Origin of the sequence: Methylobacterium sp. WL64 (genome assembly GCF_008039945.1) — a bacterium.
GTDB lineage: Bacteria > Pseudomonadota > Alphaproteobacteria > Rhizobiales > Beijerinckiaceae > Methylobacterium.
Window position 1 is genome coordinate 70,123 of record NZ_VRVA01000004.1, and the last position, 26,132, is coordinate 96,254.

Consider the following 26,132-nt stretch of genomic DNA (forward strand, 5'->3'; position numbering starts at 1 on the left):
CTCGGTGGGTAAGCCCCCCGAGGCTCTATTTAGGCGTTGGCTGCGGCGGCAACAAGGCGTTTCGGGCACAACTTCTGCGTCGCAGGCCGCGACTGGGCCGGCGCGGCGGCGTGACGCCCCCTGGGATTTCCGCCGGGCCCGATGCATATACGGAACGCGGACAGGCAGTTAAGGCGCGAGGCTCCCGGGCGATACATGGCAGGCATTTCGGTCTCGCTGGACGGTGCGAACATCCAGCTGTCCTTTCAGAAGGACGATCAGGCGACGGCGGTGGTGATGGATGCCCGCGCCGCGCGCGCGCTGGTGCGCGCCGTCGGCCAGCTTCTCACGGCCATCGACGACACGGACGAGCCGGACCTGGGCGATGGCCTGGGCGACGAGGAGATCGCCATGCTGGACGTGACGTCCTCGGCGATCGAGATCGGCACCGACGAGGAGGGCCAGGCTGTCGTTGCGCTCCAGGCGGGCGCGTTGCCGCCGTTCCAGCTGCGCCTGACGGACGAAGAGGCCCGCCACGTGGTGACGAGCCTCTCCGAGATCCTCAGCGCGCCGCGCGACGTACGCACCTCACACGGCGGCCATTGATCACATCCGGGTCGATTACATCCGGGTTCCAGGGTCGGTGGGCGCACCCGGGAAGACATCGGGCTCCGAGCCCGGCCCGCCCGGCTCGCCGATGCCGGGATCGTTCACGGGATAGGGCGAGCGCGGCCCGGTCGGACCGATATCCGGCTCCTCATCGGGCGTAGGCGGCGGAGGCGGCAGATCGCCGGGCGTAGGCTCGGGGAGGCCTGGATTGGTCATGGCGGTCTCCTGTTGGTTTTCGGGATGCCGGACCAACGGGCCGATTCTCCGGCGGTTCCAGGCGACGGCCTCGCGATCCGCCGCCATCGGAACACGGCCAATCGACCTCGGTTGTCCGGGCAAACCCCCAGAAGGAGGCTCGCCATGCCCGATATCCGCCAGGCCAAGATCCTGATCCTCGCAACGGACGGCTTCGAGGAGAGCGAACTGACCGTTCCGCAAGCCAAGCTGGCCGACGCTGGCGCCTCGGTCGCGGTGTCCGCACCGCAATCGCGCGAGAGCAAGGGCACGATCCGCGGCTGGGACAAGACCGACTGGGGCAAGGAGGTCGCGGTCGACATCGATCTCGAGCGCGTCGATCCTGCCGACTACGACGCCCTGGTGCTTCCGGGCGGCCAGATTAATCCCGACAAGCTGAGGCTCGAGCCCAAGGCGCTTGAGGTGATCCGGAGCTTTTTCACCTCCGGCAAGGTGGTCGCCGCCATCTGTCACGCGCCGTGGCTACTGATCGAGGCCGGCGCGGCCAAGGGCCGCGACATGACCTCGTTCGCGTCCATCCGAACCGACGTGATCAACGCCGGCGGCCGCTGGCACGACCGGGAGGTCGTGACCGACCAAGGCGTCGTCACCAGCCGCAACCCAGGCGACCTCGATGCCTTCTGCGCGAAGATCGTCGAGGAGATCCAGGAAGGCGGCCACGGCACCCGGCAGCTGGCGGCCTGAGGATTTCGCACGGCGCAGGTCCTGCCGATCCCGCGGCGTGAACGCGGGGTCGGCCGCACCCGATGTGGTTTCCGATGGCCATCGCCATGGTCGGTCGTATGGACATCGGGACGAACGCTGAGGGATCGCACAGGTGGCCACCTTCTTCACGGGCGATACCCATTTCGGCGACCTGCGCGCCCTGCGGTTCGACCACAGGCCCTACCCGGATCTGGACGCCCACGATGCCGGCCTGATCGCCGCCTGGAACGCCGCGGTCGCGCCCGGCGACACAGTCTGGCACCTCGGGGACTTCGCCCTCGGCCCGAGCGGTGCGCGGATCCGCGAGATCCTCGACGGGCTCAACGGCGAAAAGCACCTGATCGTGGGCAACAACGACGGCCCCGACACCCTCGCAGCACCCGGTTGGGCCTCGGTGCGCCATTACGCCGAACGCGTGGTCGACGACCGGATGGTGGTGCTGTGCCACTACGCGTTCCGGACCTGGAACGGGATGGGCCGGGGTGCCCTCAACCTGCACGGCCACAGCCACGGCAAGCTCAAGCCGATGCCGAAGCAGTACGATGTCGGCGTCGACCCGATGGGGCCGGCCCCGGTGGGACTCTCCGCAATCCTCACCTCACGGCTCCGTCGGAAGGCGTAATCCGGTCGGAACCTTCACGCCAGCTTCACCGTTTCAGCGGACAGAGAGGGGGCGGACTTGATCCGCTCCAGAGAAACCCGGCGCCCCGCCTGCGGGGCTACCGAATTGACCGTTCCGTGAGTGATCCCGTGCGTATCCGTTCGGCCTCTCCCAAGACCGGCTTCTCCACCCTGTCCGGCCTCGCCAAGTCGGCGTTGGTCGGGGGTCTGTCTCTCCTCGCTCTGAGCAACGCGGTGCTGGCCCTGCCGGCATGCCTCGACGCTCAGCGCAAGGTGGACGAGGCCAGCGCCCTCCGCTTCCAGGCGCGTCAGGAGGCGCGGCTGGGGAACCATGACCGCGTCTGCGATACGCTGGACGAGGTCGGCGACCGCTACGACGACGCCCGTGACGCCTTCGAGCGCTGCGGCGAGGGCGTGGTGGCCATTGACCTGCGCAGCGAGCTGCGCGGTCTCCGCATCGCCAAGAAGATTAACCGCTGCGACTGATCGGGTGCGTTCACGCACCGCATACGTTCAGGCCCTGCAGCATCATCCCGACACGAGCGACGCACGTCGCCGACAAGGTTATGCGCCGATGACCACCGCCCTGCTGTCGTCCGACCTCCAGGCGCCCACCGCCAACCGCACCGGACCATCCTTCGCAGCTGCCCTCTGCGGCTTCATCAGCACGACCGTCGCTACGACGATGCTGCTGGTCCTGATCGGCACGCTCTGAGCGCTCGCCGCGGAAGTGGGTACTGGTTCGGCGTGCGCGAGTGCGTCGACACAAGGGCTGAGTGCGGTGGCAGCCGCATCACGCTGCACTTGATCGACGGGACGAACAGATTTGGGGTTGGTTCTGTGAAACCCTCATATCTCTGTTGTCACACGTAATATCTGCCTAGTCGGGCGTCAGTACAGACGGTCATGCGCCCTTGAGCGGGCATGGGCGCTACTTGTGCGACTGTTGTGCTGCACCGCGCGTAATGGATTCGAACCACCACTGGCGTTGCCGTTCCGGTTTATCGCGCGCCAGCTTCATCGGAGCAGTACAGGATCCGCTGCCGCTTTGGCGGGTGGAGCCGGTCTTTAAAGCTGCCGCGCAAGCTGAAGATCAGGCGGCCTGATGTCCGACAGACCGGTATCCGGCATCCTGACCGTGTGTTGCGCATGAAAAAGGCGCCGCTTCGATTGAAGCGGCGCCTTCCTTCGTTCTGTCGAACGATAGACGTCTTAGTTGAAGGTGTCGATCTCAGCCGACTCGTAGCTGGTGACTTCCATGCCGACGCAGATTTCGGACACGATGGGGGCGGACCAAGCCATGATATGACTCCAAAATGGAAATGATGGGACGAAGAAGGCCTAACTCCCCGGGTCGCAGAGCCAACCCAGGGTAGGGCCTGCTCAGTTGAAGGTGTCGATCTCGGCCGACTCGTAGCTGGTGACTTCCATGCCGACGCAGATCTCAGACACGATGGGGGCGGACCAAGCCATGGCGTTTCTCCTCGTTGTTGCTGAGATCCATATAGGCAATATCTTGGGCGCAATACAAGCGAGCACAACACTTATATTTCTCATAGGGAGCTGGGGCGTAGGGCGCGGGTGCCGTCGCGGCTTCTCGGCCACGCCCCGGCGCGATCGTGAAAGCGAACTGGGAACACGCAGTGGTTTCGGCTTGACGGACTATTCCCGTAGGGGCACGAGGCAGCCGCGTCGGGCCTCCATGCGGGTGGCCCGCGCTCCCTTTCAGCATCGACAGCGAAGCGACGTGCCAGACCGATCGTGCCTGCCGTGCCCGGCGACGCGCCGTCATCCCGCCTGAGCCGCTGAGAGGCCCGGCCGCGGGGTGAGCGGCGTGGGCCGCCGGTCGCGGCCCTCAACCAGCAAGACCGGCGGCGCGCCGTCTCGTCATCCGCGAGGCGAGGCCATGAACGAGATCGCCCCCATCGACGCGCGCGTCGACCCCTCCGTGCTGGCCGCACGCCTCTCGGACGAGCGCGCCCCCGACATCGTCGAGGCCCTGAACGACGAGGCTCCCGAGGTCGCCGCCGCGATCATCCTCGGCCTGCCGATGGATCGGGCGATCGAGGTGCTGGACCAGCCCGAACTCGATATGGCCGCCGACATCATCGAGATGCTGCCGCGCGACCGGGTGGCGGCCTACCTCTCGGGCATGTCGGCCGACCGGGTCACGGACGTGTTCCGGGAGATCGAGGAACCCGGCCGTTCCGACCTGCGCGCCCGCCTCGACGCCGAGACCCGCGGCGCCGTCGACCGGCTGTCGGCCTACGGCGAGGAGACGGTCGGCTCGCTGATGACCACCGAGTTCGTCACGGTGCCGGGCACCTGGACGGTGGGCCAGACGCTGGAGCACATCCGCCACGTCGAGAAGACCCGCGAGACCATCTACGCGATCTTCGTGCTCGATCCGCGCACCCGGGCGCTGACCAAGGCGGTACCCCTGCGCCGCCTGATCTCGGGCGACCCGAGCGACAACGTGCTCAGCGTCGCCCCGGGGCGGCGGCCGCTGGCGGTGTCGCCCACGGCGAGCCGCGAGGAGGCCGCCCGGCTGATCTCGAAATACGACCTGCTGGCGCTGCCCGTGGTCGACGCGGTCGGGCACCTGATCGGCATTGTCACGGTGGACGACATGATCGACGCCATGGTCGAGAAGCAGACCCAGGACGTGCAGCGCTTCGGCGGCATGGAGGCGCTGCCCGAGCCCTATATGGATATCGGCTTCTTCACGATGATCCGGAAGCGCGCCGGCTGGCTATGCGCGCTGTTCCTCTCCGAAATGCTCACCGCCTCGGCGATGCAGGGTTTTGAGGGCGAACTGGAGAAGGCGATCGTCCTGACCCTGTTCATCCCGCTGATCATGAGCTCGGGCGGCAATTCCGGCTCGCAGGCGACCTCTCTGCTGATCCGGGCGCTCGCCCTGCACCAGATCCGCCTCGGCGACTGGTGGCGGGTGGCGCTACGCGAGCTGCCCACCGGCATCGTGCTGGGCAGCATCCTGGGGGTCATCGCGGTGATCCGGATCGTGGCCTGGCAGAAGCTCGGCCTCTACGACTACGGCGAGCATTGGCCGCTGGTGGCCGCCACGGTGGGTTCGGCCCTGATCGGGATTGTGATGTTCGGCTCGCTCGCCGGCTCGATGCTGCCGTTCATCCTGCAACGGATCGGCTTCGACCCCGCCACAGCCTCGGCCCCGTTCGTGGCCACGCTGGTCGATGTGACCGGGCTGGTGATCTATTTCTCCGTGGCGCTGCTGATCCTGCGGGGGACGCTGTTGTAGGGGCGTTTGCGGTTGCTTCCGGCCCGGAATGACAGGGCCGATGTCCGGAGCGCTCCGGATGTATGCCTACGAGTGCTCCTTCTGCAGAGGAGCTTGAAGAGGCCGCTTCACCCCGCGGCCTCGGCCAGCCGCTTGCGCTGCACCTTGCCGTTGGCCGTTCGGGGCAGCGCGTCCAGGAACCGGATCTCTCGCGGGCGCTTGTAGGCGGCCAGGCGCGCCTCGCACCACGCGAGCAGGGCCTCGGCGTCGGGGTCGGCGCCGGGCTGAAGCACCACGAAGCCGCAGATCACCGAGACATCGGCGCGCACCGGCAGCTCGGCCACCCCGACTTCCGCCACGGACGGGTGGGCCGAGAGCACGACCTCGACCTCGTTCGGCGAGACCCGATAGCCCATCGCCTTCATCAGGTCGTTGTTGCGGCCCTCGAACCAGACGTAGCCGTCGGCATCGAGCCGGGCGAGGTCACCGCCGACGAACCAGTCGCCGCGCATCACCTCGGCTTCCTCGTCGGGGCGGTTCCAATAGCCGAGCATCAGCGCGGGCTCCGAGCGGTGGACCGCCAGGAGGCCGGTCTCGCCGGCGGGCAGCGGCACGGGCTCCCCCTCCACCGGGAGGATCGCGACGCGCCGGCCGGGCTGCGGCCGGCCCGGGGAGCCGGAGCGCACCGGGATGGTGGGCCCGCTGGAGATGTAGGTCGAGATCTCGCTCATCCCGAGCGCCTCGTAGAGGGGCTTGCCGGTGGCGCGGGTCCAGGCCTCGAGCAGCTCGATCGACAGCGGCTCGCCGGCGGTGCAGCCGTGGCGCAGGCTCGACAGGTCGTGGCTTTCGAGGGCGCCGTACTTCAGGATCTGGCGGTAGAGGGTCGGGACCGCCGCGAACAGGGTGGCGCGGTATTCCGCGATCAGGCGCGGCCAGACCGACGGGTCGCGGGGGCCGTTGTAGAGCACCGCGGTGGCGCCCACCGACCACGGATCGCTCAGGCCGACGCCCAGCGTGTAGGTCCAGTTCATGGTGCCGGCATGCAGCATCACGTCGGACTCGCCGAGCCCGATCCAGTGCTCGACCATGGGCCAGCGGCCATGGGCGGCCCTGTGGGCATGGAGCACCCCCTTGGGCCGGCTGGTCGTGCCGGAGGTGTAGATCAGCATCGCCGGGTCGTCTGCGGCGGTGTCGGCGTAGTCCGGAAGCGGGGCGGTGCCCTTCAGGGCGGTGATCGCGGCGGCGTCGAGCAGGATGCGGCTGCCCAGGGCCGCGGGCGGCACCGCGCAGCCGCCGCCGACCACGATCGCCCGGGCGCCGGAATTCTCCATCAGGAATTCGGCTTCGCCCTCGGTCAGCTGGGGCGAGGACGGCAGGGCCACCAGGCCGGCCGCTAGGGCGCCGAAGTAGATCAGGACGTAATCGGCCTCGTTGCCCATCCGGATCATCACCCGGTCGCCGGGCGTCAGCCCGAGCCCGAGCAGCCCCGCCGCGATGCTGCGCACCGCGCGGTCGACATCGCCGAAGCTGAGCCGGCTCGCGGTGCCGTCGCCGACCAGCACCAGCGCGGTCTTGTCTGGGCGCAGCCGCGCATTCTCCGCCAGGCAGTACCGGGCCGCGTTGAAGCGGGCCGGGGGATGGCGATGATCATGGAGCCGGAGGGCGTCGGACAAAGGGCGTTCCCCGCATCTTGGGTTTTGCCCGGGTGTCCCGCATCGGCGCGCCGCCCGTCAACCTCGGGTGAGGCCAGCGCCGATGCGGAGCGCGTCAGGTCCGGCGTTGGGCCTGACCCTCCTGCTCCTCGAACCCCTTGAGCACCTTGTCGAGGGTCATGGGATACGCGCGGATCCGGATGCCGGTGGCATTGTGGATCGCGTTGGCGAGGGCCGCCCCGGCGCCGCAGATACCGAGCTCGCCGAGACCCTTGCTCTTCAGCGGGTTCGTCTTGTCGTCCAGTTCGGGCAGGAACACCGCGTCGATCACCGGCACATCGGCGTGGACGGGTACGTGGTACTCGGCCAAGTCGTGGTTGACGAAGAAGCTGTAGCGGGAATCCACCACCGCATCCTCCATCAACGCCGCGCCAACGCCGAAGGTCATGCCGCCGATCGCCTGACTTCGCGCCGTCTTCGCATTGAGGATGCGCCCGCCGGTGAAGACGCCCAGCATCCTGCGAAGCCTGATCTCCCCGGTATCGGCATCGACGCCGACTTCCGCGAAGTGTGCGCCGTAGGAGTACTGCGAGAATTTCTGCTTCATCTCCCCCGGCTTGATCTCGCCGGAGGCCTCCAGGCCGGTGCCCGCGAGGTCTTTCAGCGATTCCGTGCGGTTGCCCGAGGTCACGGCGCCGTCCCGGAAGGTCGCGCCCTCCGGGTTCAGGTCGCCCGCCTTCAGCAGCGCCTGCCGGAGGTTGTCGCAGGCGACGTAGAGCGCGGATCCAGCCGATCCGGCCCCGAACGAGCCTCCCGAGCCGGACGCGAACGGGAAGTCGGTATCGCCCATCTCGACCCGGACACGCTCGACCGGAAGCCCCAGCATCTCGCCGGCGATCTGGGTCAGGATCGTGTAGGTGCCGGTGCCGGGATCGGTCATGGCCATGCGCACGACCAGCACCCCGTCGGGCCCAAGCCGCACCTTGGCCGAGGACGGCATCAGCGGATTGAGCCGGGCGGCGGCCGACATGCCCATGCCGACGAGCCAGTTGCCCTCGCGCCGGCTGCCCGCCGCCTGCCGCTTCTCCCAGCCGAACAGGCGGGCGCCCTCGCGCATGCAGGGCACGAGCTGGCGGGTCGAGAACGGCACCTTCTTCTCGGGGTCCTCGGCGGGCTCGTTGCGCACCCGCAGCTCGACGGGGTCGATCTTCAGGTGCTCGGCCAACTCGTCCATGGCGCATTCGAAGGCGAGCTGCCCCACGGCCTCACCCGGCGCGCGCATGGCCGAGGCGATCGGCATGTTCAGGTTGACGAGCCGATGGCGCGTCACCCGGTTCTGCGCCGCGTAGAGCGAGCGGGTGACGTTGGCGGACGTTTCGAAGAAGCCGTCGCCCTCTGCGGTGTCGGACCAGGATTCGTGCCCGATCGCCGAGAGACGTCCGTCCTTGTCGGCTCCCAGGCGAATCCGCTGGATCGTGTCCGTGCGGTGGGTCGCGACGTGGAATTCCTGCTGCCGGGTCATCGCGACCTTCACGGGCCGACGGATCACCTTGGAGGCCAGGATCGCCAGGGTCGCCTCGGGCTGCACCTGCAGCTTGGCACCGAAGCCGCCGCCGATATACGGGCTGACGATCCGCACCTTCTCGGGCGGCAGCTTGAGCACCGAGCCGAGGGCCTTCTGGCCGCGGTTCGGCATCTGGTTGGCGGTGTGCAGCACCACGCCGTCATCCTCCCAGGAGGCGATCGTGGCGTGCGGCTCCATCTGGGCGTGGATCTGCGGCGGCGTGGTGTATTCCACGTCGAGCTTCACGGGTGCCGCCGCGAAGGCGGCATCGAAATCGCCGAGCTTCGAGTCCGGGGGCGAGTTGACCGGCTTCGGCTCGTAGGCCGCCGCCATGTTGTCCTTCAGCAGCGCCTTGGGCTTGGCCGCATCGTAGCGGACCTTGACCAGCATGGCGGCGGCCCGGGCCTGCTCGAAGGTCTCAGCGACCACGAACGCCACGGGCTGCCCGTAGAACTTGATGTCGGTGCCCTGGAGCTGCGGCCAGACCTGCTCCTTCTTCTCACCCTGCTCCGGCACGTTCTCGTGGGTCAGGACAAGGATCGTCCCCGGGGCTCGGCGCGCGGCCTCGGCGTCGATCGCCCGGATCGTGCCGGCCGCGATGGTCGCCGGGACGATGTAACCGTAGGCGGGGTTCTTGAGCGCCCTGGTCTCGTAGGCGTAGGGCGCGTGCCCAGTGACCTTCAGCGGTCCGTCGACCCGGTCCAGCGGTTTACCGACGAGGCAGTCGGGACGGTCGTCGAGGGGCGTCCGGCCGATCGGCTGGTTCATCTCCATGGGACTTGTCCTTGCCGGGTTCTCTACGCGCGGGTCGCCTGCGCCATGACGGCGCGCAGGGTCCGCCGCGTCAGCGGGATCTTGAAGTCGTTGGCGCCGTAGCCGCGGGCGCCCTTCAGCACCGCGTCGGCGGCGGCATCGGCGGAGCCGGTCCGTACCAGCGCCTCCTCGGCCTCGGCCACGCGCCAGGGCTTGTGCGCCAGGCCACCGAAAGCGAGTCGCGCCGCCGTCGGCTTACCGCCCTCGGCACCCGTGATGATCGCGGCCACCGACACGGTCGCGAAGGCGTAGGACGCCCGGTCGCGGACCTTGCGGTAGATGTGCTGACCGGCCACCGGCTTCGGCAGCGTCACCGCGGTGATGATCTCGCCCTTGCGCAGGTCGTTCTCAATCTGCGGCGTGTCGCCCGGCAGCCGGTGGAAGTCGGCGATCGGGATGGTCCGCGCCTGCCCGGCCGGATCCATGGTCTCGATGGAGGCATCCAGCGCCCGCATCGCGACATTCATGTCGGACGGGTTGGTGGCGATGCAGGCCTCGCTGGCGCCCAGCACGGCCATGATCCGGTTGAACCCGCCGATCGCGGAGCAGCCGGAGCCGGGCTCGCGCTTGTTGCAGGGCATCGCGGTGTCGTAGAAATAATAGCAGCGCGTACGCTGCAGCAGGTTGCCGGCGGTGGTCGCCTTGTTGCGCAGCTGGCCCGAGGCGCCGGCCAGCAGGGCCTTCGCCAGAACCGCGTAATCCTTGCGCACGCGCACGTCCGCGGCGAGGTCGGCGTTGCGCACCAGTGCGCCGATGCGCAGGCCGCCCTCCGGCGTCGCTTCGACTTTGTCGAGGGGCAGCCGGTTGACGTCGATCAGCGTCGCCGGGGTCTCGATCTGAAGCTTCATCAGGTCGAGCAGATTGGTGCCGCCCGCAATGAACTTCGCGTTCGGCCGCTCGGCCGCAAGCTTGGCTGCGTCCTGCACGGTGGCCGGACGCTCGTACGTGAAAGCCTTCATGTCCGCCCCCTCAGAGGTTTCTGGCGGCGGTATCGCGGATCGCCGCGACGATGTTCGGATAGGCACTGCAGCGGCAGATGTTGCCGCTCATCCGCTCCCGGATCTCGTCGTCGCTGAGGCTCGGGGTGGACGCGACGTCTTCGGTGACGTGGCTGGGCCATCCGGCCTTCGCCTCGCTCAGCATGCCCACCGAGGAGCAGATCTGACCGGGCGTGCAATAGCCGCACTGGAAGCCATCATGCGCGATGAAGGCGGCCTGCATCGGATGGAGCGTGTCCCCGGTCGCCAGTCCCTCGATCGTCGTGACCGCGTCACCGTCGTGCATCGCTGCGAGCGTCAGGCAGGAATTGATCCTCCGGCCATCCACCAGCACCGTGCAGGCACCACACTGACCATGGTCACAGCCCTTCTTGGTGCCGGTGAGGGCCAGGTGCTCGCGCAGGGCGTCGAGCAGGGTCGTGCGCGTGTCCAGGACCAAATCGCGCGCCTCGCCGTTGATCGTGAGGCGCACAGGCATCGTCTGCGCGGCCAGATCGCCGGGGGCCGCGGTCGCGGCGGCCGCCGCCCGGAAGCCGAGGGCGCCGAATGCCCCGGCTGCGGCGCAGCCTTCCACGACAGCACGCCGCGTGAGAGCGAACGGCTTCGTCGGAGTGTCGTCTGTCATGCTGCTATCCCGCCCATGCGCGACGCTCACGGCGAAGCGCAGCCTGGAATTCAGTGTCCCAACGTCAGCGTCCGTAAATTAGATCCGGTCCAGACTGCGCCCCTTCACCGCGGCCATTCCCCGGGGCGTCAGATTTCAACCCTGGTCGATCCCTCGGCTCGATCCAGGTGACGCGGGCGCAACACCTCGTCCGGAGTGCTCAGTATGGCCGTCACAATCCCGACCTTGCCGCTCAACGACGGGCGTCGCATCCCGCAGATCGGCTTCGGATGCTGGCAATTATCGGAGTCACAGGCGCCCGATCTCGTCGGCCACGCGCTCAGGGCCGGGTATCGCCTGATCGACACCGCCGCCGCCTACGGCAACGAGGAAGGCGTCGGCCGTGGTATCCGCGCATCGTCGGTCCCGCGCGAAGACGTGTTTCTCACCACCAAACTGTGGAACGACCGCCAGGGCCGGGATGCGACGCGGCAGGCCTTCGACGAGAGCCTCAAGCGTCTCGGCCAGGATTATGTCGACCTCTACCTGATCCATTGGCCCTGTCCGCAGCGGCGCCTGTTCGTGGAGAGCTGGCGGACCATGATCCAGCTGCGCGACGAAGGCCGCGCGAAGTCGATCGGGGTTTCGAACTTCACCCCGGAGCACATCGTCACGTTGATCGGCGAGACCGGCGTCGCGCCAGCCGTCAACCAGATCGAACTCCACCCGCATTTCCAGCGGAAGGAGCCCCGCGCCGATGATGCCCGGCACACAATCGTCACCGAGTCGTGGAGCCCGCTCGGCCAGGGCAAGGAGCTGAACGACCCGGTCATCGTCGCCATCGCCCAGGCGCACGGCAGGAGCCCGGCCCAGGTGGTGCTGCGCTGGCAGGTGCAGATCGGCTGCGTCGCGATCCCGAAGACCGCCCGACCCGAGCGCATCGTCGAGAACGTCTCGGTGTTCGACTTTGCGCTCAGCGATCAGGAGATGACCCAGATCGCCGCCCTCGACCGGCCCGACGGGCGGATCGGGCCCGATCCTGCGACCTTCTGCTGAGCGCACGAGCCCTTTTGCGCCGCAGCATAACACTGCGCCGCAAAAGATTTATGCTCAAGGCTAGCATATCTAGACAGACGGGTGCGGCGCCCATAAGTTAGACGGCACAATGCTCAAACTGAGCATAATGGAGGACGCCATGACGGCGACCGTGTCACCCGTCTCCCGTACGTTGGTTCCAGGCCTGCCGCTGCCGGAACTCTACGCCCGTGTCAGCCGTCACGTTCCAGCAATCGAATGGCCGGCGCTCGCCCCCGATATCGAGGCGATCCTGCGGCTGAAGCGCGAGCGCAACGCGGTGATCCTGGCGCACAATTACCAGGCGCCGGAGATCTTCCACACGGTGGCCGACATCGTCGGCGACAGCTTGGCGCTGGCGCGCGAGGCGGTGAATGTCGATGCCGACGTGATCGTGTTGGCCGGCGTCCACTTCATGGCCGAGACCGCCAAGCTCCTGAACCCGAGCAAGACCGTACTGATTCCCGACATGGGCGCGGGCTGCTCGCTGGCCGATTCGATCACGGCCGCCGACGTGCGCGGCCTGCGGGCCAAATACCCGGGCGTGCCGATCGTGACCTACGTGAACACGTCGGCCGCCGTGAAGGCCGAATCGGACCTGTGCTGTACGAGCGGCAACGCCGTGGCCGTCGTGCGGTCGCTGAACGCGCCCCGGGTCCTGATGATCCCGGACGAGTTCCTGGCCCAGAACGTTCAGGCCGAGGTTCCCGAGGTCGAAATCCTGACCTGGGCTGGCCATTGCGAGGTGCACGAGCGCTTCACGCCCGCCGACATCCGCGACGTGCGGGACAGCTATCCCGGCGTCACGGTGATCGCGCACCCGGAATGCCCGCCCGACGTCGTGGCCGAATCGGACTTCTCCGGTTCCACCGCGATGATGATGGATTTCGTGCTGCAGAAGCGCCCGAGCCAGGTCGTCCTGGTGACCGAGTGCTCCATGGCCGACAACATCGCGGCGGCAAACCCGGACATCGAGTTCATCAAGCCCTGCAACATGTGCCCGCACATGAAGCGGATGAGCCTGAGCAACATCCGCAGGGCCCTGGAGACGTTGACCCACGAGGTTACCGTCGATCCCGCCTTGGCCGACCGCGCCCGGGCGGCGGTCGAGCGCATGCTGCTGGTGCGCTGACGATGAACGCCGTCACTCCCAACATGGCCGACCGCATCGTCGTGGTCGGCGGCGGCGTCGCCGGCCTCAGCGTCGCGTTGCGGCTCGCGCCGCGCCCCGTGACGCTGATCACCGCTTCGGCCCTGGGCCTCGGCACCGCTACCGGCTGGGCCCAGGGCGGCATCGCCGCCTCGGTCGGCGCCGACGACGCGGCGTCTCTCCACGCCGCCGATACCGTAGCCGCGGGCGCCGGGCTGACCGAGCCCGACGTGGCGCTCCGGGTCGCCCAGGCGGGCCCGGGGCTGATCGACTGGCTGGTGCGGATCGGCGTCCCGTTCGATCGCACCGAGGATGGCGCCCTGGCGCTCGGCCTGGAGGCGGCGCATGGCCGCCGCCGCATCGTCCGCTCGGGCGGTGATGCCACCGGGGCCCGCGTCCTCGAAGGATTGGTGCGCGCGGTCCTGGCCACGCCGTCTGTGGAGGTGGTCGAAGCCCGTGCCTGCGACCTGCTGCGGGACACGCGCGGCGCGGTCGCCGGCATCGTGGCCGAGCGCGACGGCGCCCGGTTCCGCATCTTGGCGCGCGCCGTGGTGCTGGCCACCGGCGGCGTCGGCGCCCTCTACGCGGCGACCACGAACCCGCCCGGCGCCGTCGGCGGGGGGCTCGCGCTGGCCGCGCGGACCGGGGCGGTGATGCGCGACATGGAGTTCGTGCAGTTCCACCCCACCGCGATCGCGGCCGGGGCCGACCCGATGCCGCTGGCCACCGAGGCGTTGCGCGGGGAGGGCGCCCGGCTGATCGACGAGGCCGGCGAAGCGGTCATGGCCGGAATCACCGGCGGCGACCTCGCCCCGCGCGACGTGGTTGCCCGGGGCATCTTCCAGGCGCTCCAACGCGGCCGCACGGTCTATCTCGATGCCCGCGGCGCCCTCGGGGCCGCGATGCCGAAGCGGTTCCCGACGGTGGCCGGCCTGTGTGCCGCCGCCGGCATCGATCCTGCCGTTCAGCCGATCCCGGTCCGCCCGGCGGCGCACTACCACATGGGCGGCGTGAAGGTGGATGCGCACGGAGCCACGTCGGTGCCGGGCCTCTATGCCTGCGGCGAGGTCTCCTCCACGGGCCTCCACGGTGCGAACCGGCTTGCTAGCAATTCCCTGCTGGAAGGGCTCGCCTATGCCGGCTTCATCGCCGACGCCCTCGACGCGCCGCTTCCAGGCGCGGTCGCACCCGAGACGATGGCTCCCCGTTCGGTCGCGGATCTGTCGTCGATCCGCAGACTCATGGAGGCCCAGGTCGGCGTGGTCCGCGATGCCGCCGGCCTCGAGCAGGCGGTCGCCACGCTCGAAGCTCACAGCGAGACCTGCGACGCCGCCCTGGTGGCGCTGATGATCGCCCGCGGAGCGCTCACCCGCCGGGAGAGCCGCGGCGCCCACTGGCGCAGCGACTTTCCGCATGTCGCCCCGGCAGCCCACACGGACACGACGCTCGCCACGCTGAACGCCGCGTACCGCGAGACCACGACCGCCGGGACGGAGTTGGCATCATGACGCAATCGGTCCTGACCGAAGAGATCCTGCCCTTGCCGCGGCTCCTGGTGGAGCCGGTGGTGCGTGCCGCCCTGATCGAGGATCTCGGCCGGGCCGGCGACATCACCACCGACGCGATCGTGCCGCCCGGCGAGCGGATGCGCGGCGTCATCGCGTCCCGCCAGGACGGGGTGATCTCCGGCATTGACGCCGCCGCGATCGCGTTCGCGCTCATCGACCCGGCCGTGACCGTGACGGTCGAGCGCGGCGACGGGGCCCGGGTCGCGCCCGGCGACGTGGTGTTGCGCCTCGACGGCCCGGCCCGGGCGATCCTGACCGCCGAGCGCGTCGCCCTGAACCTGCTCTGCCGGATGTCGGGTGTCGCGACGGCGACGAACGGCCTCGTGGAGGCGGCTCGCCCGCACGGCAAGGCCTCGATCGTCTGCACCCGCAAGACGACGCCGGGCCTGCGCGCGCTGGAGAAGCACGCCGTGCGGGCCGGGGGCGGTTCGAACCACCGCTTCGGCCTCGACGATGCGGTGTTGATCAAGGACAACCACGTTGCGGTGGCTGGCGGCATCGTGCCGGCGATCCAGCGGGCCCGCGCACGGGCCGGCCACCTCGTGAAAATCGAGTGCGAGGTCGATAGCCTGGAGCAGCTCGAGGAAGCCCTCTCGGTCGGCGTGGATGCGGTCCTCCTCGACAATATGGGCCCCGACCTGCTGACCCGCGCCGTGGCGATGATCGACGGCCGCGCCCTCTCGGAAGCCTCCGGCCGCATCACCCGCGAGACCGTGGGCGCGGTCGCGGCCTCGGGCGTGGACCTGATCTCCTGCGGCTGGATCACCCACTCGGCGGCGATCATCGACCTGGGGCTGGACGCCGCCTGATCGACAGAACCCTCTCCCGATGTGCGGGGGAGGGGGCCGCGCGCTTCATGCGGCCGTCATCACGTTTGGGTGACAAGTCTTCACCGTGTTGGTGGCGGCGACGGATCAAGTCTTTCGCACCGCATCCGGCTTGCTAAGGTCGCGCACGTCAGTGCCGCCCTCGACTGGATACGCCCGTGCGCCAAGTCTTCAGTCCCGCGGCTGGTCCTGCGGTCGTTCTGCCTGCTGCGCCGGTGGCGCGAAAGCCGGGCGCCGTTCGGCACGGGCCCGGGCCCGCGCTGATGATAGGGGCGCTCGGCGTCGTCTACGGGGATATCGGCACCAGCCCGCTCTACGCCTTCAAGGAGGCCGTGAAGGCGGCCACCGCCGGAGGCGCCGCGGTGCCGGCTGCGGCGCTCGGGGCCGTGTCGCTGATCCTGTGGTCGCTGATCCTCATCGTGTCGCTGAAATACGCGGTGCTGATCCTGCGCGCGGACAACCGGGGCGAGGGCGGCATCGTCGCCATGCTGGCGCTGCTGGGCGCCCGGCAGGCGCAGCCCGGCACGTGGAAGGCCGTGCTCCTGGTGGTCGGCCTCGTCGGCGCGGCTTTGCTCTACGGCGACGGCGCGATCACCCCGGCGATCTCGGTGCTCTCGGCGATCGAGGGGCTGAAGATCGATGCGCCGGTGCTGACACCGTTCGTGGTGCCGATCACCTTGGTGATCCTGGTCGCGCTGTTCGCCGTGCAGCACAAGGGCGTGGCGGCGATCGGCCGGGTGTTCGGTCCGGTGATGCTCGTCTGGTTCACGGTGCTGGTCCTGCTGGCGATCCCTAGCATCCTGCGGGCGCCGGAGATCCTGGGGGCGGTCAATCCGTGGCGGGCCGTGGACTTCCTGGCCCATGCCGGCTGGCACGTGAGTTTCATGATGCTGGGCGCGGCCTTCCTGGCGGTTACCGGCGGCGAGGCGATGTACGCCGATCTCGGCCATTTCGGCGCCCCGGCGATTCGCGCGGCCTGGTTCGGCCTGGTGCTGCCGGCCCTGCTGATCCACTATTGCGGGCAGGGCGCCCTGCTGCTCGCCGACCCGGGCGCGATCGAGAACCCGTTCTACCTGCTGGCCCCCGACTGGGCGCATTACCCGCTGGTGGCGCTGGCCACGATGGCCACCGTCATCGCCTCGCAGGCGGTGATCTCGGGCGTCTACTCGCTGACCCAGCAATCGATCCAGCTCGGCTTCATGCCGATGATGCGGGTGGTCCACACCGATCAGGACGAGCGCGGCCAGATCTACGTGCCGGCGGTGAACTGGCTGCTCGCCATCGGCACCCTCACGGCCGTGGTGGTGTTCGGCTCCTCCGATGCGCTGGCCGGCGCCTACGGCATCGCGGTCTCGGCGCTGATGGGCATCACCACCCTGCTGGCCGCCCTGATCGCCCTGCGTTGGGGTTACAACCCGATCCTGGTCGTGGCGGTCAACGGCTTCTTCCTGGCCATCGACGCCCTGTTCTTCGCGGCCAACAGCGTGAAGCTGTTCGAGGGTGGCTGGTTTCCCCTGGTACTGGCCGCGGCGGTCGCGTTCCTGATGCTGACCTGGATGAAGGGCAACCACGTTCTCGAGGCGGTGCGCGAGACCATGCGCCAGCCTGAGGCGACGTTCTTGGCCCGCCTCGCGTCGCACCCTCCGGTCACGCTGCCGGGAACCGCGGCCTTCCTCACCGCAGCCACCGAGGGCATCCCCATGGCCCTGGGCCGGCTGGTCGAACGCAGCCGATGCCTGCACGAGCGCATCCTGCTGATCACCGTGATCTACGAGGAGGCGCCGATGATCCCCGCCGAGCAGCGGGCACAGGTGACCCTGGTCGCGCAAGGCATCCGTAAGGCGATCTCGCAATACACCCCCGGGATGGAGCGCGTCGTGTTGCGCTACGGCTTCATGCAGACCGCCTCGATCCCCGAAGGCCTGCAATGCGCCGTGAGGAGCGGCCTGCTCCCGCCGGAATACCTGGAGGACCTGACCTTCTTCGTCGGCCACGAGGTGGTCATCCCGTCGGCCAAGCCCGGCATGGCGCTGTGGCGCCAGGGGCTGTTCGCCTTCCTGAAGCGCAACGCCGAGCGCACCGGCGCCCATTTCTGCCTGCCGACCCGGCAGATCGTGGAAGTGGGAACAGAAATCGAGATCTGAGCCGCGCGCGTCCCGCCGAACCCGTCGCCGCCTCATTGAAAACGGCCGGCCGGGCGGGCATATCGCCACCGCATTTTCCCCTACGCGGAGGCATTGCCCGTGAGCGAGACGATTGAGCGGCACGAATTCGGGGCGGAGGTGGGTCGACTCCTCGACCTCGTCGTGCACGCGCTCTATTCCGACCGCGAGATCTTCCTGCGCGAACTCGTCGCCAACGCCGCCGACGCCATGGACCGGCGCCGGTTCGAGGCGCTGACCTCGGCGGTGAGCGCCCTGCCGCCGGACGCCAAGGTCCGGATCGTGCCCGACAAGGAGGCGCGCACCCTGACCGTCTCGGATGCCGGCATCGGCATGACCAAGGAGGATCTGGCGTCCAACCTCGGCACCATCGCCCGCTCCGGGACGCGGGCCTTCTCGCAGACGCTGGATGCGGCCAAGGCCGAGGATCGTCCGAGCCTGATCGGCCAGTTCGGCGTCGGCTTCTACTCGGCCTTCATGGTCGCCGACCGGGTCACGGTCACGTCGCGCCGGGCCGGCAGCGACGAGGCCTGGACCTGGGCGTCCGAGGGCCAGGGCAGCTACACCCTGGAGCCCGCGACCCGGCCTGAGCCCGGCACCGACATCGTACTGCACCTCAAGGCGGACGCCGACGAGTACCTCGAACCCTACCGCCTCGATCACCTCGTGCGGAAATGGGCCGACTTCATCACCGTGCCGATCGCCATTGCGCGGGATGGCAAGGACGAATCGGCCAACCAGGGCACCGCGCTCTGGCGCAAGCCGAAATCCGAGGTGACCGAGGAACAGTACGAGGCGTTCTACCACGCCCTCGGGATGAACTTCGACAAGCCGTGGGCGACCCTGCACTGGCGCGCCGAGGGCCAGCTGGAATTCTCTGCGCTGTTGTTCGTGCCCGGCGCTAAGCCGTTCCAGGCGCTGGAGAACGACCGGCAGAGCAAGGTCCGCCTCCACGTCCGCCGGATGTTCATCACCGACGAGGCCGAGTTGCTGCCGCCGTGGCTGCGCTTCGTCCAGGGCGTCGTCGACACCGAGGACCTGCCGCTCAACGTCTCCCGTGAGATGCTGCAATCGACGCCGGCGCTCGCCCGGATCCGACGCGCCGTCACGGGCCGCGTCGTGTCCGAGCTGACCACCCGCGCCAAGGATGCCGAGAGCTACCAGAACTTCTGGGAGAATTTCGGCGCGGTGCTCAAGGAGGGCATCTACGAGGATTTCGAGCGCCGCGGCGAGATCGCGCCCCTTCTGCGCTTCCGCTCCTCGGCCGAGGACGGCTGGACCTCCCTGCCGGACTACGTGGCCCGCATGAAGGACGGCCAGGAGGCGATCTACTACCTCGTGGCCGACGATGCCGAGGCGCTGAAATCGTCGCCGCAGCTCGAAGGCTTCAGGGCCCGGGGCCTGGAGGTGCTGCTGCTCTCCGACCACGTCGATGCCTTCTGGCCCGACCAGCTCGGCAACTTCGAGGAGAAGCCGCTCAAGTCGATCACCAAGGGCGGCCTCGACCTGTCGAAATTCGCACCTGAGGGTGAGCAGCCGGAGGCGCCGGAAGGCATCGACGCCTTCGTGGCGGCTGTGAAGGTGGCGCTGGCCGGTGAGGTCTCGGACGTGCGCACCACCGACCGGCTGGTGGACTCGGCCGTGGTGCTCTCGGCCGGTACTGCTGGACCCGACCTGCAGATGCAGCGGCTGATGCGCCGGGCCGGCCGCGGCGGTGCCGGGCAGCCGGTGCTGGAGATCAACCCGCGTCATCCGTTGATCCGGGCGCTTGCGGCCTCTGCCGAATCGGAGATCCCCCAGGAAGCGGGCACGCTGCTTGATCTCGCCCGGATCCAGGACGGCGACAGCCCCCGCGATCCGGCGGCCTTCGCCCGGACCATCGCGGCGGCGCTGGCCGCAGCCCGAAGCACTTCGCGCTGACGGTCCGGTCGCGGCCCGGCATCCGCCCGAGCCGCGGCGCCGGGCTCTTCGCGCCCACGATGCTTCACGATGTGCGTGTGTGCTCACGCACATCGGCGTCGAAAGTTTCTAAGTTCGGTTGATCATTCCGAAACGGGCGAGCCATAACTTCGCCACTGGTCGGGACCATTTCCCGACCGGAGGCGCGGGCGCGGTGGGGGCCGCAGGCGTCTGAGCCGATTCCTCACTCGCGCGCGGCCTGCGCGCCTCACGGACGCTGCATGAACCCGGTCGAGGCTCAAGCCGGCAACGGACAGGCGGTCTTGGCGGCACGCACGCGGGCTCACGCCCGGGCGTACCGCCACAGCGGCCGCGTGCGCACGATGCGCCGACTCATCCCGGTCGCTGCGGGCGGCGCGGTGGCGCTGCTGCTCGCGTACCTGTTCAATCCGTTCGGGACGAGCCTGCCGGGAGTCTCGGTCGGCCCCGTGACGGTGGCCGGCTCCAAGGTCCGCATGGAGAACCCCCGGCTCGCGGGCTTCCGCCAGGGCAACCGCGGGTACGAGGTGACGGCCGATGCTGCCCTGCAGGATGTGCGCAAGCCGAGCCTGATCGAGCTGGAGCGGATGCGCGGCCACCTCGCCACCGACGATCAGGGTGGCGTCGCCCGACTCTCGGCGGCCTCTGGTCTGTTCGACACCGCCCGCGAGGCGCTCGACCTCAAAGACGACATCCGCATTTGGACCGACAAGGGCGAGGAAGCGCGCCTGCGCTCGGCCGCCGTGGTGTTCAAGACCGGCTCGGTGAGCTCCCAGGAGCCGGTCACCGTCTCGACCCCGCGCGCCACCGTGAACGCCAACGCCCTCGACGTGGTCGAGAACGGCAAGCGGATCTCCTTCGTCGGGAACGTGCATGTCGTGATCGCGAACGACGACCCGGCCGACAAGGCGCCCCCGCGCATCCTGACCTCGAACGCCGAGCCCGCGGAAACCGGCCGATGAGCGCGCGCGCAACCCTCTGCGTGGCCCTGGCCGGTTGCCTGGCACTCGCCGGCCCCGCGCTGGCCGAGAAGCCGGCCAAGAAGGACTCGCCCTTCGGCAATATCGGCGGCGGCGGCAAGGATCCGATCAAGATCGACGCCGACCGCCTCGACGTGTTCGACCGGGAGAACCGGGCGGTGTTCGTCGGCAACGTCGTGGCCGTGCAGGGGGAGAGCACGATCCGCTGCTCGACCATGACGGTCTACTACAAGCGCGGCAAGGACGGCGCCGGCAAGGCCTCCGCGAGCAAGGATGCGGACGGCAAGGCTGCGGACACCGCCGACGAGGCGCCGGCGCCGAAGAATCCGGCCGAGAACGGCATTCAGAAGGTCGATTGCGCCGGTCCGGTCACGGTGGTCCAGAAGGACCAGGTCGCCACCGGCGATCACGCGGTGTTCGATCAGGACGCCAAGCGCATCGTGCTCACCGGCAACGTCGTGCTGAGCCAATGCCAGAACGTCACCCGCGGCCAGCGGCTGGTCTACGACATGGGCACCGGGCGCGCGAACATGGATCCGGTGGCTGGCGGCCGCGTCTCGGCGCTGTTCGTGCCCGGCGAGAAGGCCGACGCCAAGGATGGCAAGGGGAAGGGCTGCGCTCAGCCGCCGGTCAAGCCGCGGGCGCAGGTCAATTGAGCGGCGCGGTTGCGTTCCGGGCGGAGCCGCAGGACGCGGCGGGCCGCCCGACACTGCTCGGTCGCCTGTTCGGCCGTCGCGCGAGCCCGCCTGTCGCGGATGCCGACGAAGTCGCCGCCGCGGAAGAGGGCGGACCCGGGATCCTCAGCGTGCGCGGCCTGCGCAAGAGCTACGGCGCCCGCACCGTCGTGCACGAGGCCGGGCTCACGGTCCGCACCGGCGAGGCGGTCGGGCTGCTCGGGCCCAACGGCGCCGGCAAGACCACGATCTTCTACATGATCACCGGTCTGGTGGTGGCCGATCGCGGCCACATCACCCTGGATGGCCTGCCGATCACCCATCTACCGATGTATCAGCGGGCGCGCCTCGGCATCGGCTACCTGCCGCAGGAAGCCTCGATCTTCCGCGGGCTGACCGTCGAGGACAACATCCGCGCGGTGCTCGAAGTGGCCGAGCCCGACCGCAAGGTGCGGGCCCGCAAGCTCGATTCCCTGCTCGAGGAGTTCGACATCGCGCGGCTGCGCAAGTCGCCCTCGATCGCCCTGTCGGGCGGTGAGCGGCGGCGCTGCGAGATCGCCCGGGCGCTGGCCTCGTCGCCGACCTTCATGCTGCTCGATGAGCCCTTCGCCGGCATCGACCCGATCGCGGTGGGCGACATCCAGGATCTGGTGAAGCACCTCAAGCAGCGCGGTATCGGCGTGCTGATCACCGACCACAACGTCCGCGAGACCCTGGGCCTGATCGACCGCGCCTACATCGCCCATTCCGGCCGCATCCTCACTGAGGGGACCCCGGAGGAGATCGTGGCGAACCCCGACGCCCGGCGGCTGTATCTCGGCGAGGATTTCAGGCTCTGACAGCCTGGACCTGATGCTCGGACGCGGAGCAGATCCGCGACGGTCCTGCTCCGCTCCGAAGCCAATCACCCCTTCCAGTTCTTCAGCGCCGCGAACGGGCTATCGGCCTCCGGGGGCTTGTCCGGGTTCAGCACCGGCTCGACCTGCGCGATGGCGTCCGCCATCGAGAAGACGGATCCGCTCTGGAGCCGGCCGCCGGCGGCGTCGCGATGGCCGCCGCCGCGGAACAGGCGGGCGCCGTCAAGGGCCGTGCCGTCGTTCGAGCGGAACGACATGGTGCCCATCCGCTGTACGTTGACGACGCGCTTGGCCCGGCCGGCATCCATGATCAGGTCCGAGACCCGCTGGAACGTGCCCGAATCGAGGGCGAAGGACAGGAGCGTGCCGTCCTTGAGCGGGCGGAACAGCGCGTCCGAGCGGGCGAGCGCCCGGGCGAGACGCATGCGCGTTGTGAGCGCCCGGTCGTCGTCCGGCGCGTCGCGCAGGAGGGTCCCGACCACCTCGGAGCGGATCGCCAGGGCACGCCGCTCCAGGTCGGCCGGGGTGGCGCCCTCGCGCAGGGAAACGGCGGCCGCACGCAGCAGCCCGGACATGAAGGCCTCATGCCAGGGATGGCCGACGGGCACGAAGCTCGACACGCTCTCCCAGAACAGCTCGTCCAGTGCCAGGCCCCCCGGGAAGGCTGGGCTGTCCTTGCGCCAGAGGTCCACCGCATCGATCGCCGCCACCAGGGCGGAGAGGTCGGTCTCGGGCTCGTGGGTGGCGAACAGGGCCCGGTGATCGAAGGTCATCCGGGTGGCGCAGACGTTTTCGTCGATCAGCACGACGCAATCCGGATCGCCGAGATCGATCCGGCTCAAGCCCGGACGTTCGGGATCGGCCACGGGCTCCAGTCCCTGGCGGCGCAACTGGTCCAGCGAGGAGGCGTGGTGGTCGAGGACCACGAGCTTATGCTTCCTTCCGTCCTCGCGGCGGCGGTTCATGGCCGCGAACTTCTTCAGGCCCGCGATGGTCTGCTCCTCCAGGCCGAGGTCGGTCATGAGCAGGATCTCGCCCTCGCCCGCCCGGGCCAGGCGTTTGGTCTCGTCCTCGAAGACGGGGCCGACATCGCTGTAGCGGGGTACGTGGACGACGCGCTCGACCGCCGTGCAGGCTGCGGCGACCGTGGCGGCGCCGTAGCCGTCGAGGTCGTGGTGGGTGATCTGGATCAGGCGCACGCGGGACGGTCTCGGTCGGTGACGGGTGCGAGCGGTCTACGACGCCCGGCGCTGCGACGCGAGGCCCCCGACTGTCAGCCGGCACCTTCCCCTCGCCGGCATTCGGTGCAGAATATCGCTCGGACGCCGTGAGTCGCGGACGCGCGATCGGTCCCGAAGCACCCTGAAGAGTGCGCGTCAGCCAAGGGGGGGAAGCAGTGGCTCCAGTCGCAACGCCGCGCGTGAAGCGCATCCAGACGATCTCGCTCGCCCTTCTGGTGACGGCCGGAGTGGTCAATTACGTCGACCGCGCCACGCTGGCGGTGGCCAACCCGCTGATCCGGCAGGATCTCGGCCTGTCGATCCCCGACATGGGATTGCTGCTCTCGGCATTCCTGTGGGCCTATGCCTTCGCGCAGCTCCCGGCCGGCGCCCTGGCCGACCGGCTGGGTCCGCGGCTGACGCTGACCATCGGGCTGAGCTGCTGGTCGCTCGGCCAGATGCTCGGTGGAGCCGTGACCTCGTTCTGGCAGTTCGTAGGCGCGCGTATCGTGCTCGGCCTCGGCGAGGCGCCGCATTTCCCGACCTGCGCCCGGGTCTCGCGGGACTGGTTCAACATCCGCCAGCGCGGCACCGCCACGGGGATCTGGAACTGCGCATCCTCCCTCGGCACCTTCCTGGCCCTGCCGCTGCTTACCTTCCTGATGGTCGCCTTCGGCTGGCGGGCCATGTTCATCATCATGGGTGTGGCCGGGCTGGCGCTCGCCGGGATCGTCTACCTGGTGTTCCGCAACCCGCCGGAAATAGACCTGACCCCGGCCGAGCGCGCCTTCCTGGAGGAGGGCGATGCGCCCAACACCGACCGCCGCGTCACCTGGAACGCGTGGAAGCGGCTGTTCCGCTACCGCACCAGCTGGGGCATGATCATGGGCTACTTCGGCTGCATCTACATGACCTGGCTCTACACGGCCTGGCTGCCGAGCTACCTCGAGATCGAGCGCCACTTCACCCTGCAGAAGACCGGAATCGTCGGGGCGATCCCGTTCGCCTTCGGGGTGCTGGGCGGCATCCTCGGCGGCCGGATCGTCGACATCCTGATCCGGCGCGGGGTCGATCCGATCCGGAGCCGCAAGATCCCGATGGTGGTGGGCCTTCTGGCGACCGCGGCCTGCACCGTGGTGGCGGCACTGACGCCAAGCGACACGCTCGCCATCGCGTGCATCTCGGCGTCACTGTTCCTGGTCTACGTGAGTTCGTCGGCCGCCTGGGCGATGGCCTCCGTGGCGGCGCCGGCCAACGCCACCGCTTCGCTCGGCGCCATGCAGAATTTCGGCGGCTACATCGGCGGCGCCCTGGCCCCGATGATCACCGGCTTCATCGTTGGCGGGACCGGTCATTTCTCCATGGCCTTCATCACCGGCGCGGTGATCGCCGTCGTGGCGGCGCTCGGATACTGGACGCTGATCCAGGACCCGATCGCCGCGGAGGCGCCCGCGGAGACCTTCGTCGCCGGGCTCAAGCCGGCCGCTTAGGCGGCGGTCAGCCGCGCAGGTGCGGCACCGGTGCGTGGAGATCGCGCGCCGGCGTCCGGGCCGGGAAATTCCGGCGCATCAGGTCGACGAAGGTCGCGGCGGGCCCGTCCCAGTCGTGCCGGGCGGCATGCGCCCGGGCGGCGCCCGCATCGAACGGCAGCCGCCCGTCGATCGCGGCGCCCATCAGCTCGGCCAGCCGCTCGACCCGGTCCGGGGCGTCCGGATCGAAGTAGCTCGCCGCGCTGCCCCCCGCCTCCGGGATCGCGGTGAGGCTCGAGGCGATCACCGGCGTGCCCCGGGCGAGGCTGTCGAGCACCGGGATTCCCCAGCCTTCGCCGCGGCTCGGGAAGACCAGCGCGGCGGCCCGGCCGTAGAGGTCGGACAGGCCGTTATCATCGATCCCGGCGATGTGCACCGCGTCCGGGGTCCGGGTCAGCCGGTCGAGGGTCTCGGGCCGCTCACCGTCGCCCTTGCCGACCACGATCAGCCGGGCCGCGCCCTCGGGCAGGCGGGCGAACGCATCGAGCACCAGGCCGAGATTCTTGCGTGGCTCCAGGCGGCCGACCATCAGCAGGTACGGGCGTCCGTCCGCGAGCGGATGCCGCTCGGCCGAAGCCCGTGGCGGGGTCGACCCGCAGCGCACCTCGGCGATCCGGCTGCGGTCGATGCCGTAGACCTTCGCGATGGAATCGCGGCTGTAATCGGAGATGGTCAGGACCAGCTTGGCGCGCCGGGCCGAGAGCCGCGTGAGGATGCGGTTCCGCCAGCGCATACGCCACGTGAAGAACTCGGGATGGGTCTCGAACAGGATGTCGTGGACCACCACCACCTGGCGGTCGCCCGGCACCAGCGGCGGGGCGATGTAGGTGGTCAGCAGGGTATCGAGGCGGTCGCGGAAGACCAGCCACGGCCAGATCGCGAGCAGGCGCAGGCTCGCCGGCACCCGCGGCAGCTTCTGGTGCTCGATATTGGCGCCCGAAACGAGGCGGGCGCAGGCCTCCGGGTCTCCGGAATAGACCACGTAGGTCGCGTCCGGATGGCGGGCGGCGGCGCGCCCGATGATGTTCACGAGCCAGGTGCGGCTGCCCTGGGGCTTGCCGGTGAGCACGTGCGCGTCGATACCGATGCGTAGCATG

General features: G+C 69.3%; 25 protein-coding genes. 16 read left to right on the forward strand and 9 right to left on the reverse strand.

Features of this window, described 5'->3' with window-relative positions; genetic code table 11:
- Positions 1–195 precede the first annotated feature (195 nt).
- Positions 196–585, forward strand: coding sequence for a hypothetical protein (locus FV242_RS03520; protein ID WP_147854655.1), 390 nt, complete (start codon positions 196–198; stop codon positions 583–585).
- Positions 586–600: 15 nt separating this feature from the next.
- Here the strand turns inward: FV242_RS03520 and FV242_RS03525 are convergent, their stop codons facing one another.
- A complete protein-coding gene (locus FV242_RS03525; protein ID WP_147937958.1) occupies positions 601–804 on the reverse strand; it encodes a hypothetical protein in 204 nt (67 codons plus the stop codon).
- A gap of 144 nt (positions 805–948) precedes the next feature.
- Here FV242_RS03525 and FV242_RS03530 point away from each other — a divergent pair, with 144 nt between their 5' ends.
- The 4 genes from FV242_RS03530 (at position 949) to FV242_RS34305 (ending at position 2,884) form a co-directional block, all read left to right on the forward strand.
- On the forward strand, positions 949–1,527 hold the full coding sequence (locus tag FV242_RS03530) for a type 1 glutamine amidotransferase domain-containing protein (protein ID WP_147906253.1): 579 nt from the start codon (positions 949–951) through the stop codon (positions 1,525–1,527).
- A 133-nt stretch (positions 1,528–1,660) separates the two neighbouring features.
- Positions 1,661–2,170 (forward strand): metallophosphoesterase, encoded by a 510-nt coding sequence (locus tag FV242_RS03535; protein WP_147906252.1) that lies wholly within the window; start codon positions 1,661–1,663, stop codon positions 2,168–2,170.
- Positions 2,171–2,340: 170 nt separating this feature from the next.
- On the forward strand, positions 2,341–2,655 hold the full coding sequence (locus tag FV242_RS03540; RefSeq protein WP_147906298.1) for a hypothetical protein: 315 nt from the start codon (positions 2,341–2,343) through the stop codon (positions 2,653–2,655).
- An 88-nt stretch (positions 2,656–2,743) separates the two neighbouring features.
- Entirely contained in the window at positions 2,744–2,884 is a 141-nt protein-coding gene (locus FV242_RS34305; RefSeq protein WP_187193395.1) for a hypothetical protein, read from the forward strand.
- 497 nt (positions 2,885–3,381) lie between these two features.
- On the opposite strand, the gene pqqA (FV242_RS03545) is transcribed toward FV242_RS34305, so the two are convergent.
- Both pqqA (FV242_RS03545) and pqqA (FV242_RS03550) read right to left on the reverse strand, forming a co-directional pair.
- Positions 3,382–3,471, reverse strand: coding sequence for a pyrroloquinoline quinone precursor peptide PqqA (gene pqqA / locus FV242_RS03545; RefSeq protein WP_007559223.1), 90 nt, complete (start codon positions 3,469–3,471; stop codon positions 3,382–3,384).
- 81 nt (positions 3,472–3,552) lie between these two features.
- Positions 3,553–3,642 (reverse strand): pyrroloquinoline quinone precursor peptide PqqA, encoded by a 90-nt coding sequence (gene pqqA, locus FV242_RS03550; protein WP_007559223.1) that lies wholly within the window; start codon positions 3,640–3,642, stop codon positions 3,553–3,555.
- Between the two features lie 433 nt (positions 3,643–4,075).
- Here pqqA (FV242_RS03550) and mgtE point away from each other — a divergent pair, with 433 nt between their 5' ends.
- Positions 4,076–5,446 carry a magnesium transporter gene (gene mgtE / locus FV242_RS03555; protein WP_147906251.1) on the forward strand — a complete coding sequence of 457 codons (1,371 nt, stop codon included), beginning with the start codon at positions 4,076–4,078 and terminating at the stop codon, positions 5,444–5,446.
- Positions 5,447–5,553: 107 nt separating this feature from the next.
- On the opposite strand, the gene FV242_RS03560 is transcribed toward mgtE, so the two are convergent.
- The 4 genes from FV242_RS03560 to paoA all read right to left on the reverse strand — a co-directional run bounded on the left by FV242_RS03560 (position 5,554) and on the right by paoA (position 11,077).
- Positions 5,554–7,098, reverse strand: a complete 1,545-nt coding sequence (locus FV242_RS03560) for an acyl-CoA synthetase (RefSeq protein WP_147937959.1) — start codon at positions 7,096–7,098, stop codon at positions 5,554–5,556.
- 94 nt (positions 7,099–7,192) lie between these two features.
- Positions 7,193–9,415, reverse strand: coding sequence for a xanthine dehydrogenase family protein molybdopterin-binding subunit (locus FV242_RS03565; protein WP_147937960.1), 2,223 nt, complete (start codon positions 9,413–9,415; stop codon positions 7,193–7,195).
- A 23-nt stretch (positions 9,416–9,438) separates the two neighbouring features.
- Positions 9,439–10,413, reverse strand: coding sequence for a xanthine dehydrogenase family protein subunit M (locus FV242_RS03570; protein ID WP_147937961.1), 975 nt, complete (start codon positions 10,411–10,413; stop codon positions 9,439–9,441).
- 10 nt (positions 10,414–10,423) lie between these two features.
- Positions 10,424–11,077 (reverse strand): aldehyde dehydrogenase iron-sulfur subunit PaoA, encoded by a 654-nt coding sequence (gene paoA, locus FV242_RS03575; protein ID WP_147938027.1) that lies wholly within the window; start codon positions 11,075–11,077, stop codon positions 10,424–10,426.
- A gap of 204 nt (positions 11,078–11,281) precedes the next feature.
- On the opposite strand from paoA, the gene FV242_RS03580 reads away from it, so the two are divergent.
- From FV242_RS03580 to lptB, 9 genes are all read left to right on the forward strand, one after another.
- Positions 11,282–12,112 carry an aldo/keto reductase gene (locus tag FV242_RS03580; protein WP_147906246.1) on the forward strand — a complete coding sequence of 277 codons (831 nt, stop codon included), beginning with the start codon at positions 11,282–11,284 and terminating at the stop codon, positions 12,110–12,112.
- Positions 12,113–12,251: 139 nt separating this feature from the next.
- Complete coding sequence (nadA, locus tag FV242_RS03585; RefSeq protein WP_147906245.1) at positions 12,252–13,262, forward strand: quinolinate synthase NadA; 1,011 nt, start codon at positions 12,252–12,254, stop codon at positions 13,260–13,262.
- A 2-nt stretch (positions 13,263–13,264) separates the two neighbouring features.
- The gene (locus tag FV242_RS03590) at positions 13,265–14,788 is read left to right on the forward strand and encodes an L-aspartate oxidase (RefSeq protein WP_147937962.1); all 1,524 of its coding nucleotides are present in this window, start codon (positions 13,265–13,267) and stop codon (positions 14,786–14,788) included.
- On the forward strand, positions 14,785–15,657 hold the full coding sequence (nadC, locus tag FV242_RS03595; RefSeq protein WP_147937963.1) for a carboxylating nicotinate-nucleotide diphosphorylase: 873 nt from the start codon (positions 14,785–14,787) through the stop codon (positions 15,655–15,657). The genes FV242_RS03590 and nadC overlap by 4 nt, the downstream gene beginning before the upstream one ends.
- 281 nt (positions 15,658–15,938) lie before the next feature.
- The gene (locus FV242_RS03600) at positions 15,939–17,819 is read left to right on the forward strand and encodes a potassium transporter Kup (protein WP_246692583.1); all 1,881 of its coding nucleotides are present in this window, start codon (positions 15,939–15,941) and stop codon (positions 17,817–17,819) included.
- Positions 17,820–17,918: 99 nt separating this feature from the next.
- The gene (gene htpG, locus FV242_RS03605; protein ID WP_147937965.1) at positions 17,919–19,757 is read left to right on the forward strand and encodes a molecular chaperone HtpG; all 1,839 of its coding nucleotides are present in this window, start codon (positions 17,919–17,921) and stop codon (positions 19,755–19,757) included.
- A 260-nt stretch (positions 19,758–20,017) separates the two neighbouring features.
- The gene (gene lptC, locus FV242_RS03610) at positions 20,018–20,737 is read left to right on the forward strand and encodes an LPS export ABC transporter periplasmic protein LptC (RefSeq protein ID WP_147906240.1); all 720 of its coding nucleotides are present in this window, start codon (positions 20,018–20,020) and stop codon (positions 20,735–20,737) included.
- On the forward strand, positions 20,734–21,411 hold the full coding sequence (locus FV242_RS03615) for an LptA/OstA family protein (protein WP_147906239.1): 678 nt from the start codon (positions 20,734–20,736) through the stop codon (positions 21,409–21,411). The genes lptC and FV242_RS03615 overlap by 4 nt, the downstream gene beginning before the upstream one ends.
- Positions 21,408–22,268 (forward strand): LPS export ABC transporter ATP-binding protein, encoded by an 861-nt coding sequence (lptB, locus tag FV242_RS03620; protein WP_147937966.1) that lies wholly within the window; start codon positions 21,408–21,410, stop codon positions 22,266–22,268. Before FV242_RS03615 ends, lptB begins: the two co-directional genes overlap by 4 nt.
- 65 nt (positions 22,269–22,333) lie before the next feature.
- Here lptB and FV242_RS03625 read toward each other — a convergent pair whose 3' ends face one another.
- A complete protein-coding gene (locus FV242_RS03625; protein WP_147937967.1) occupies positions 22,334–23,485 on the reverse strand; it encodes a dimethylmenaquinone methyltransferase in 1,152 nt (383 codons plus the stop codon).
- 221 nt (positions 23,486–23,706) lie between these two features.
- Here FV242_RS03625 and FV242_RS03630 point away from each other — a divergent pair, with 221 nt between their 5' ends.
- Positions 23,707–24,996, forward strand: a complete 1,290-nt coding sequence (locus tag FV242_RS03630) for an MFS transporter (RefSeq protein WP_246692584.1) — start codon at positions 23,707–23,709, stop codon at positions 24,994–24,996.
- Positions 24,997–25,003: 7 nt separating this feature from the next.
- Here the strand turns inward: FV242_RS03630 and FV242_RS03635 are convergent, their stop codons facing one another.
- A complete protein-coding gene (locus FV242_RS03635; RefSeq protein WP_147937969.1) occupies positions 25,004–26,131 on the reverse strand; it encodes a glycosyltransferase family 1 protein in 1,128 nt (375 codons plus the stop codon).
- Between the last annotated feature and the right edge of the window lies 1 nt (position 26,132).

Coding starts and splice junctions, on each gene's coding strand:
- FV242_RS03590 (WP_147937962.1), top strand. CDS start 13,265: ATGAACGCCGTCACTCCCAACATGGCCGACCGCATCGTCGTGGTCGGC.
- lptC (WP_147906240.1), top strand. CDS start 20,018: ATGAACCCGGTCGAGGCTCAAGCCGGCAACGGACAGGCGGTCTTGGCG.
- paoA (WP_147938027.1), bottom strand. CDS start 11,077: ATGACAGACGACACTCCGACGAAGCCGTTCGCTCTCACGCGGCGTGCT.
- FV242_RS03615 (WP_147906239.1), top strand. CDS start 20,734: ATGAGCGCGCGCGCAACCCTCTGCGTGGCCCTGGCCGGTTGCCTGGCA.
- FV242_RS34305 (WP_187193395.1), top strand. CDS start 2,744: ATGACCACCGCCCTGCTGTCGTCCGACCTCCAGGCGCCCACCGCCAAC.
- FV242_RS03520 (WP_147854655.1), top strand. CDS start 196: ATGGCAGGCATTTCGGTCTCGCTGGACGGTGCGAACATCCAGCTGTCC.
- FV242_RS03565 (WP_147937960.1), bottom strand. CDS start 9,415: ATGGAGATGAACCAGCCGATCGGCCGGACGCCCCTCGACGACCGTCCC.
- FV242_RS03530 (WP_147906253.1), top strand. CDS start 949: ATGCCCGATATCCGCCAGGCCAAGATCCTGATCCTCGCAACGGACGGC.
- FV242_RS03580 (WP_147906246.1), top strand. CDS start 11,282: ATGGCCGTCACAATCCCGACCTTGCCGCTCAACGACGGGCGTCGCATC.
- FV242_RS03635 (WP_147937969.1), bottom strand. CDS start 26,131: ATGCTACGCATCGGTATCGACGCGCACGTGCTCACCGGCAAGCCCCAG.
- FV242_RS03570 (WP_147937961.1), bottom strand. CDS start 10,413: ATGAAGGCTTTCACGTACGAGCGTCCGGCCACCGTGCAGGACGCAGCC.
- pqqA (WP_007559223.1), bottom strand. CDS start 3,642: ATGGCTTGGTCCGCCCCCATCGTGTCTGAGATCTGCGTCGGCATGGAA.
- mgtE (WP_147906251.1), top strand. CDS start 4,076: ATGAACGAGATCGCCCCCATCGACGCGCGCGTCGACCCCTCCGTGCTG.
- nadA (WP_147906245.1), top strand. CDS start 12,252: ATGACGGCGACCGTGTCACCCGTCTCCCGTACGTTGGTTCCAGGCCTG.
- FV242_RS03600 (WP_246692583.1), top strand. CDS start 15,939: ATGATAGGGGCGCTCGGCGTCGTCTACGGGGATATCGGCACCAGCCCG.
- nadC (WP_147937963.1), top strand. CDS start 14,785: ATGACGCAATCGGTCCTGACCGAAGAGATCCTGCCCTTGCCGCGGCTC.
- pqqA (WP_007559223.1), bottom strand. CDS start 3,471: ATGGCTTGGTCCGCCCCCATCGTGTCCGAAATCTGCGTCGGCATGGAA.
- FV242_RS03525 (WP_147937958.1), bottom strand. CDS start 804: ATGACCAATCCAGGCCTCCCCGAGCCTACGCCCGGCGATCTGCCGCCT.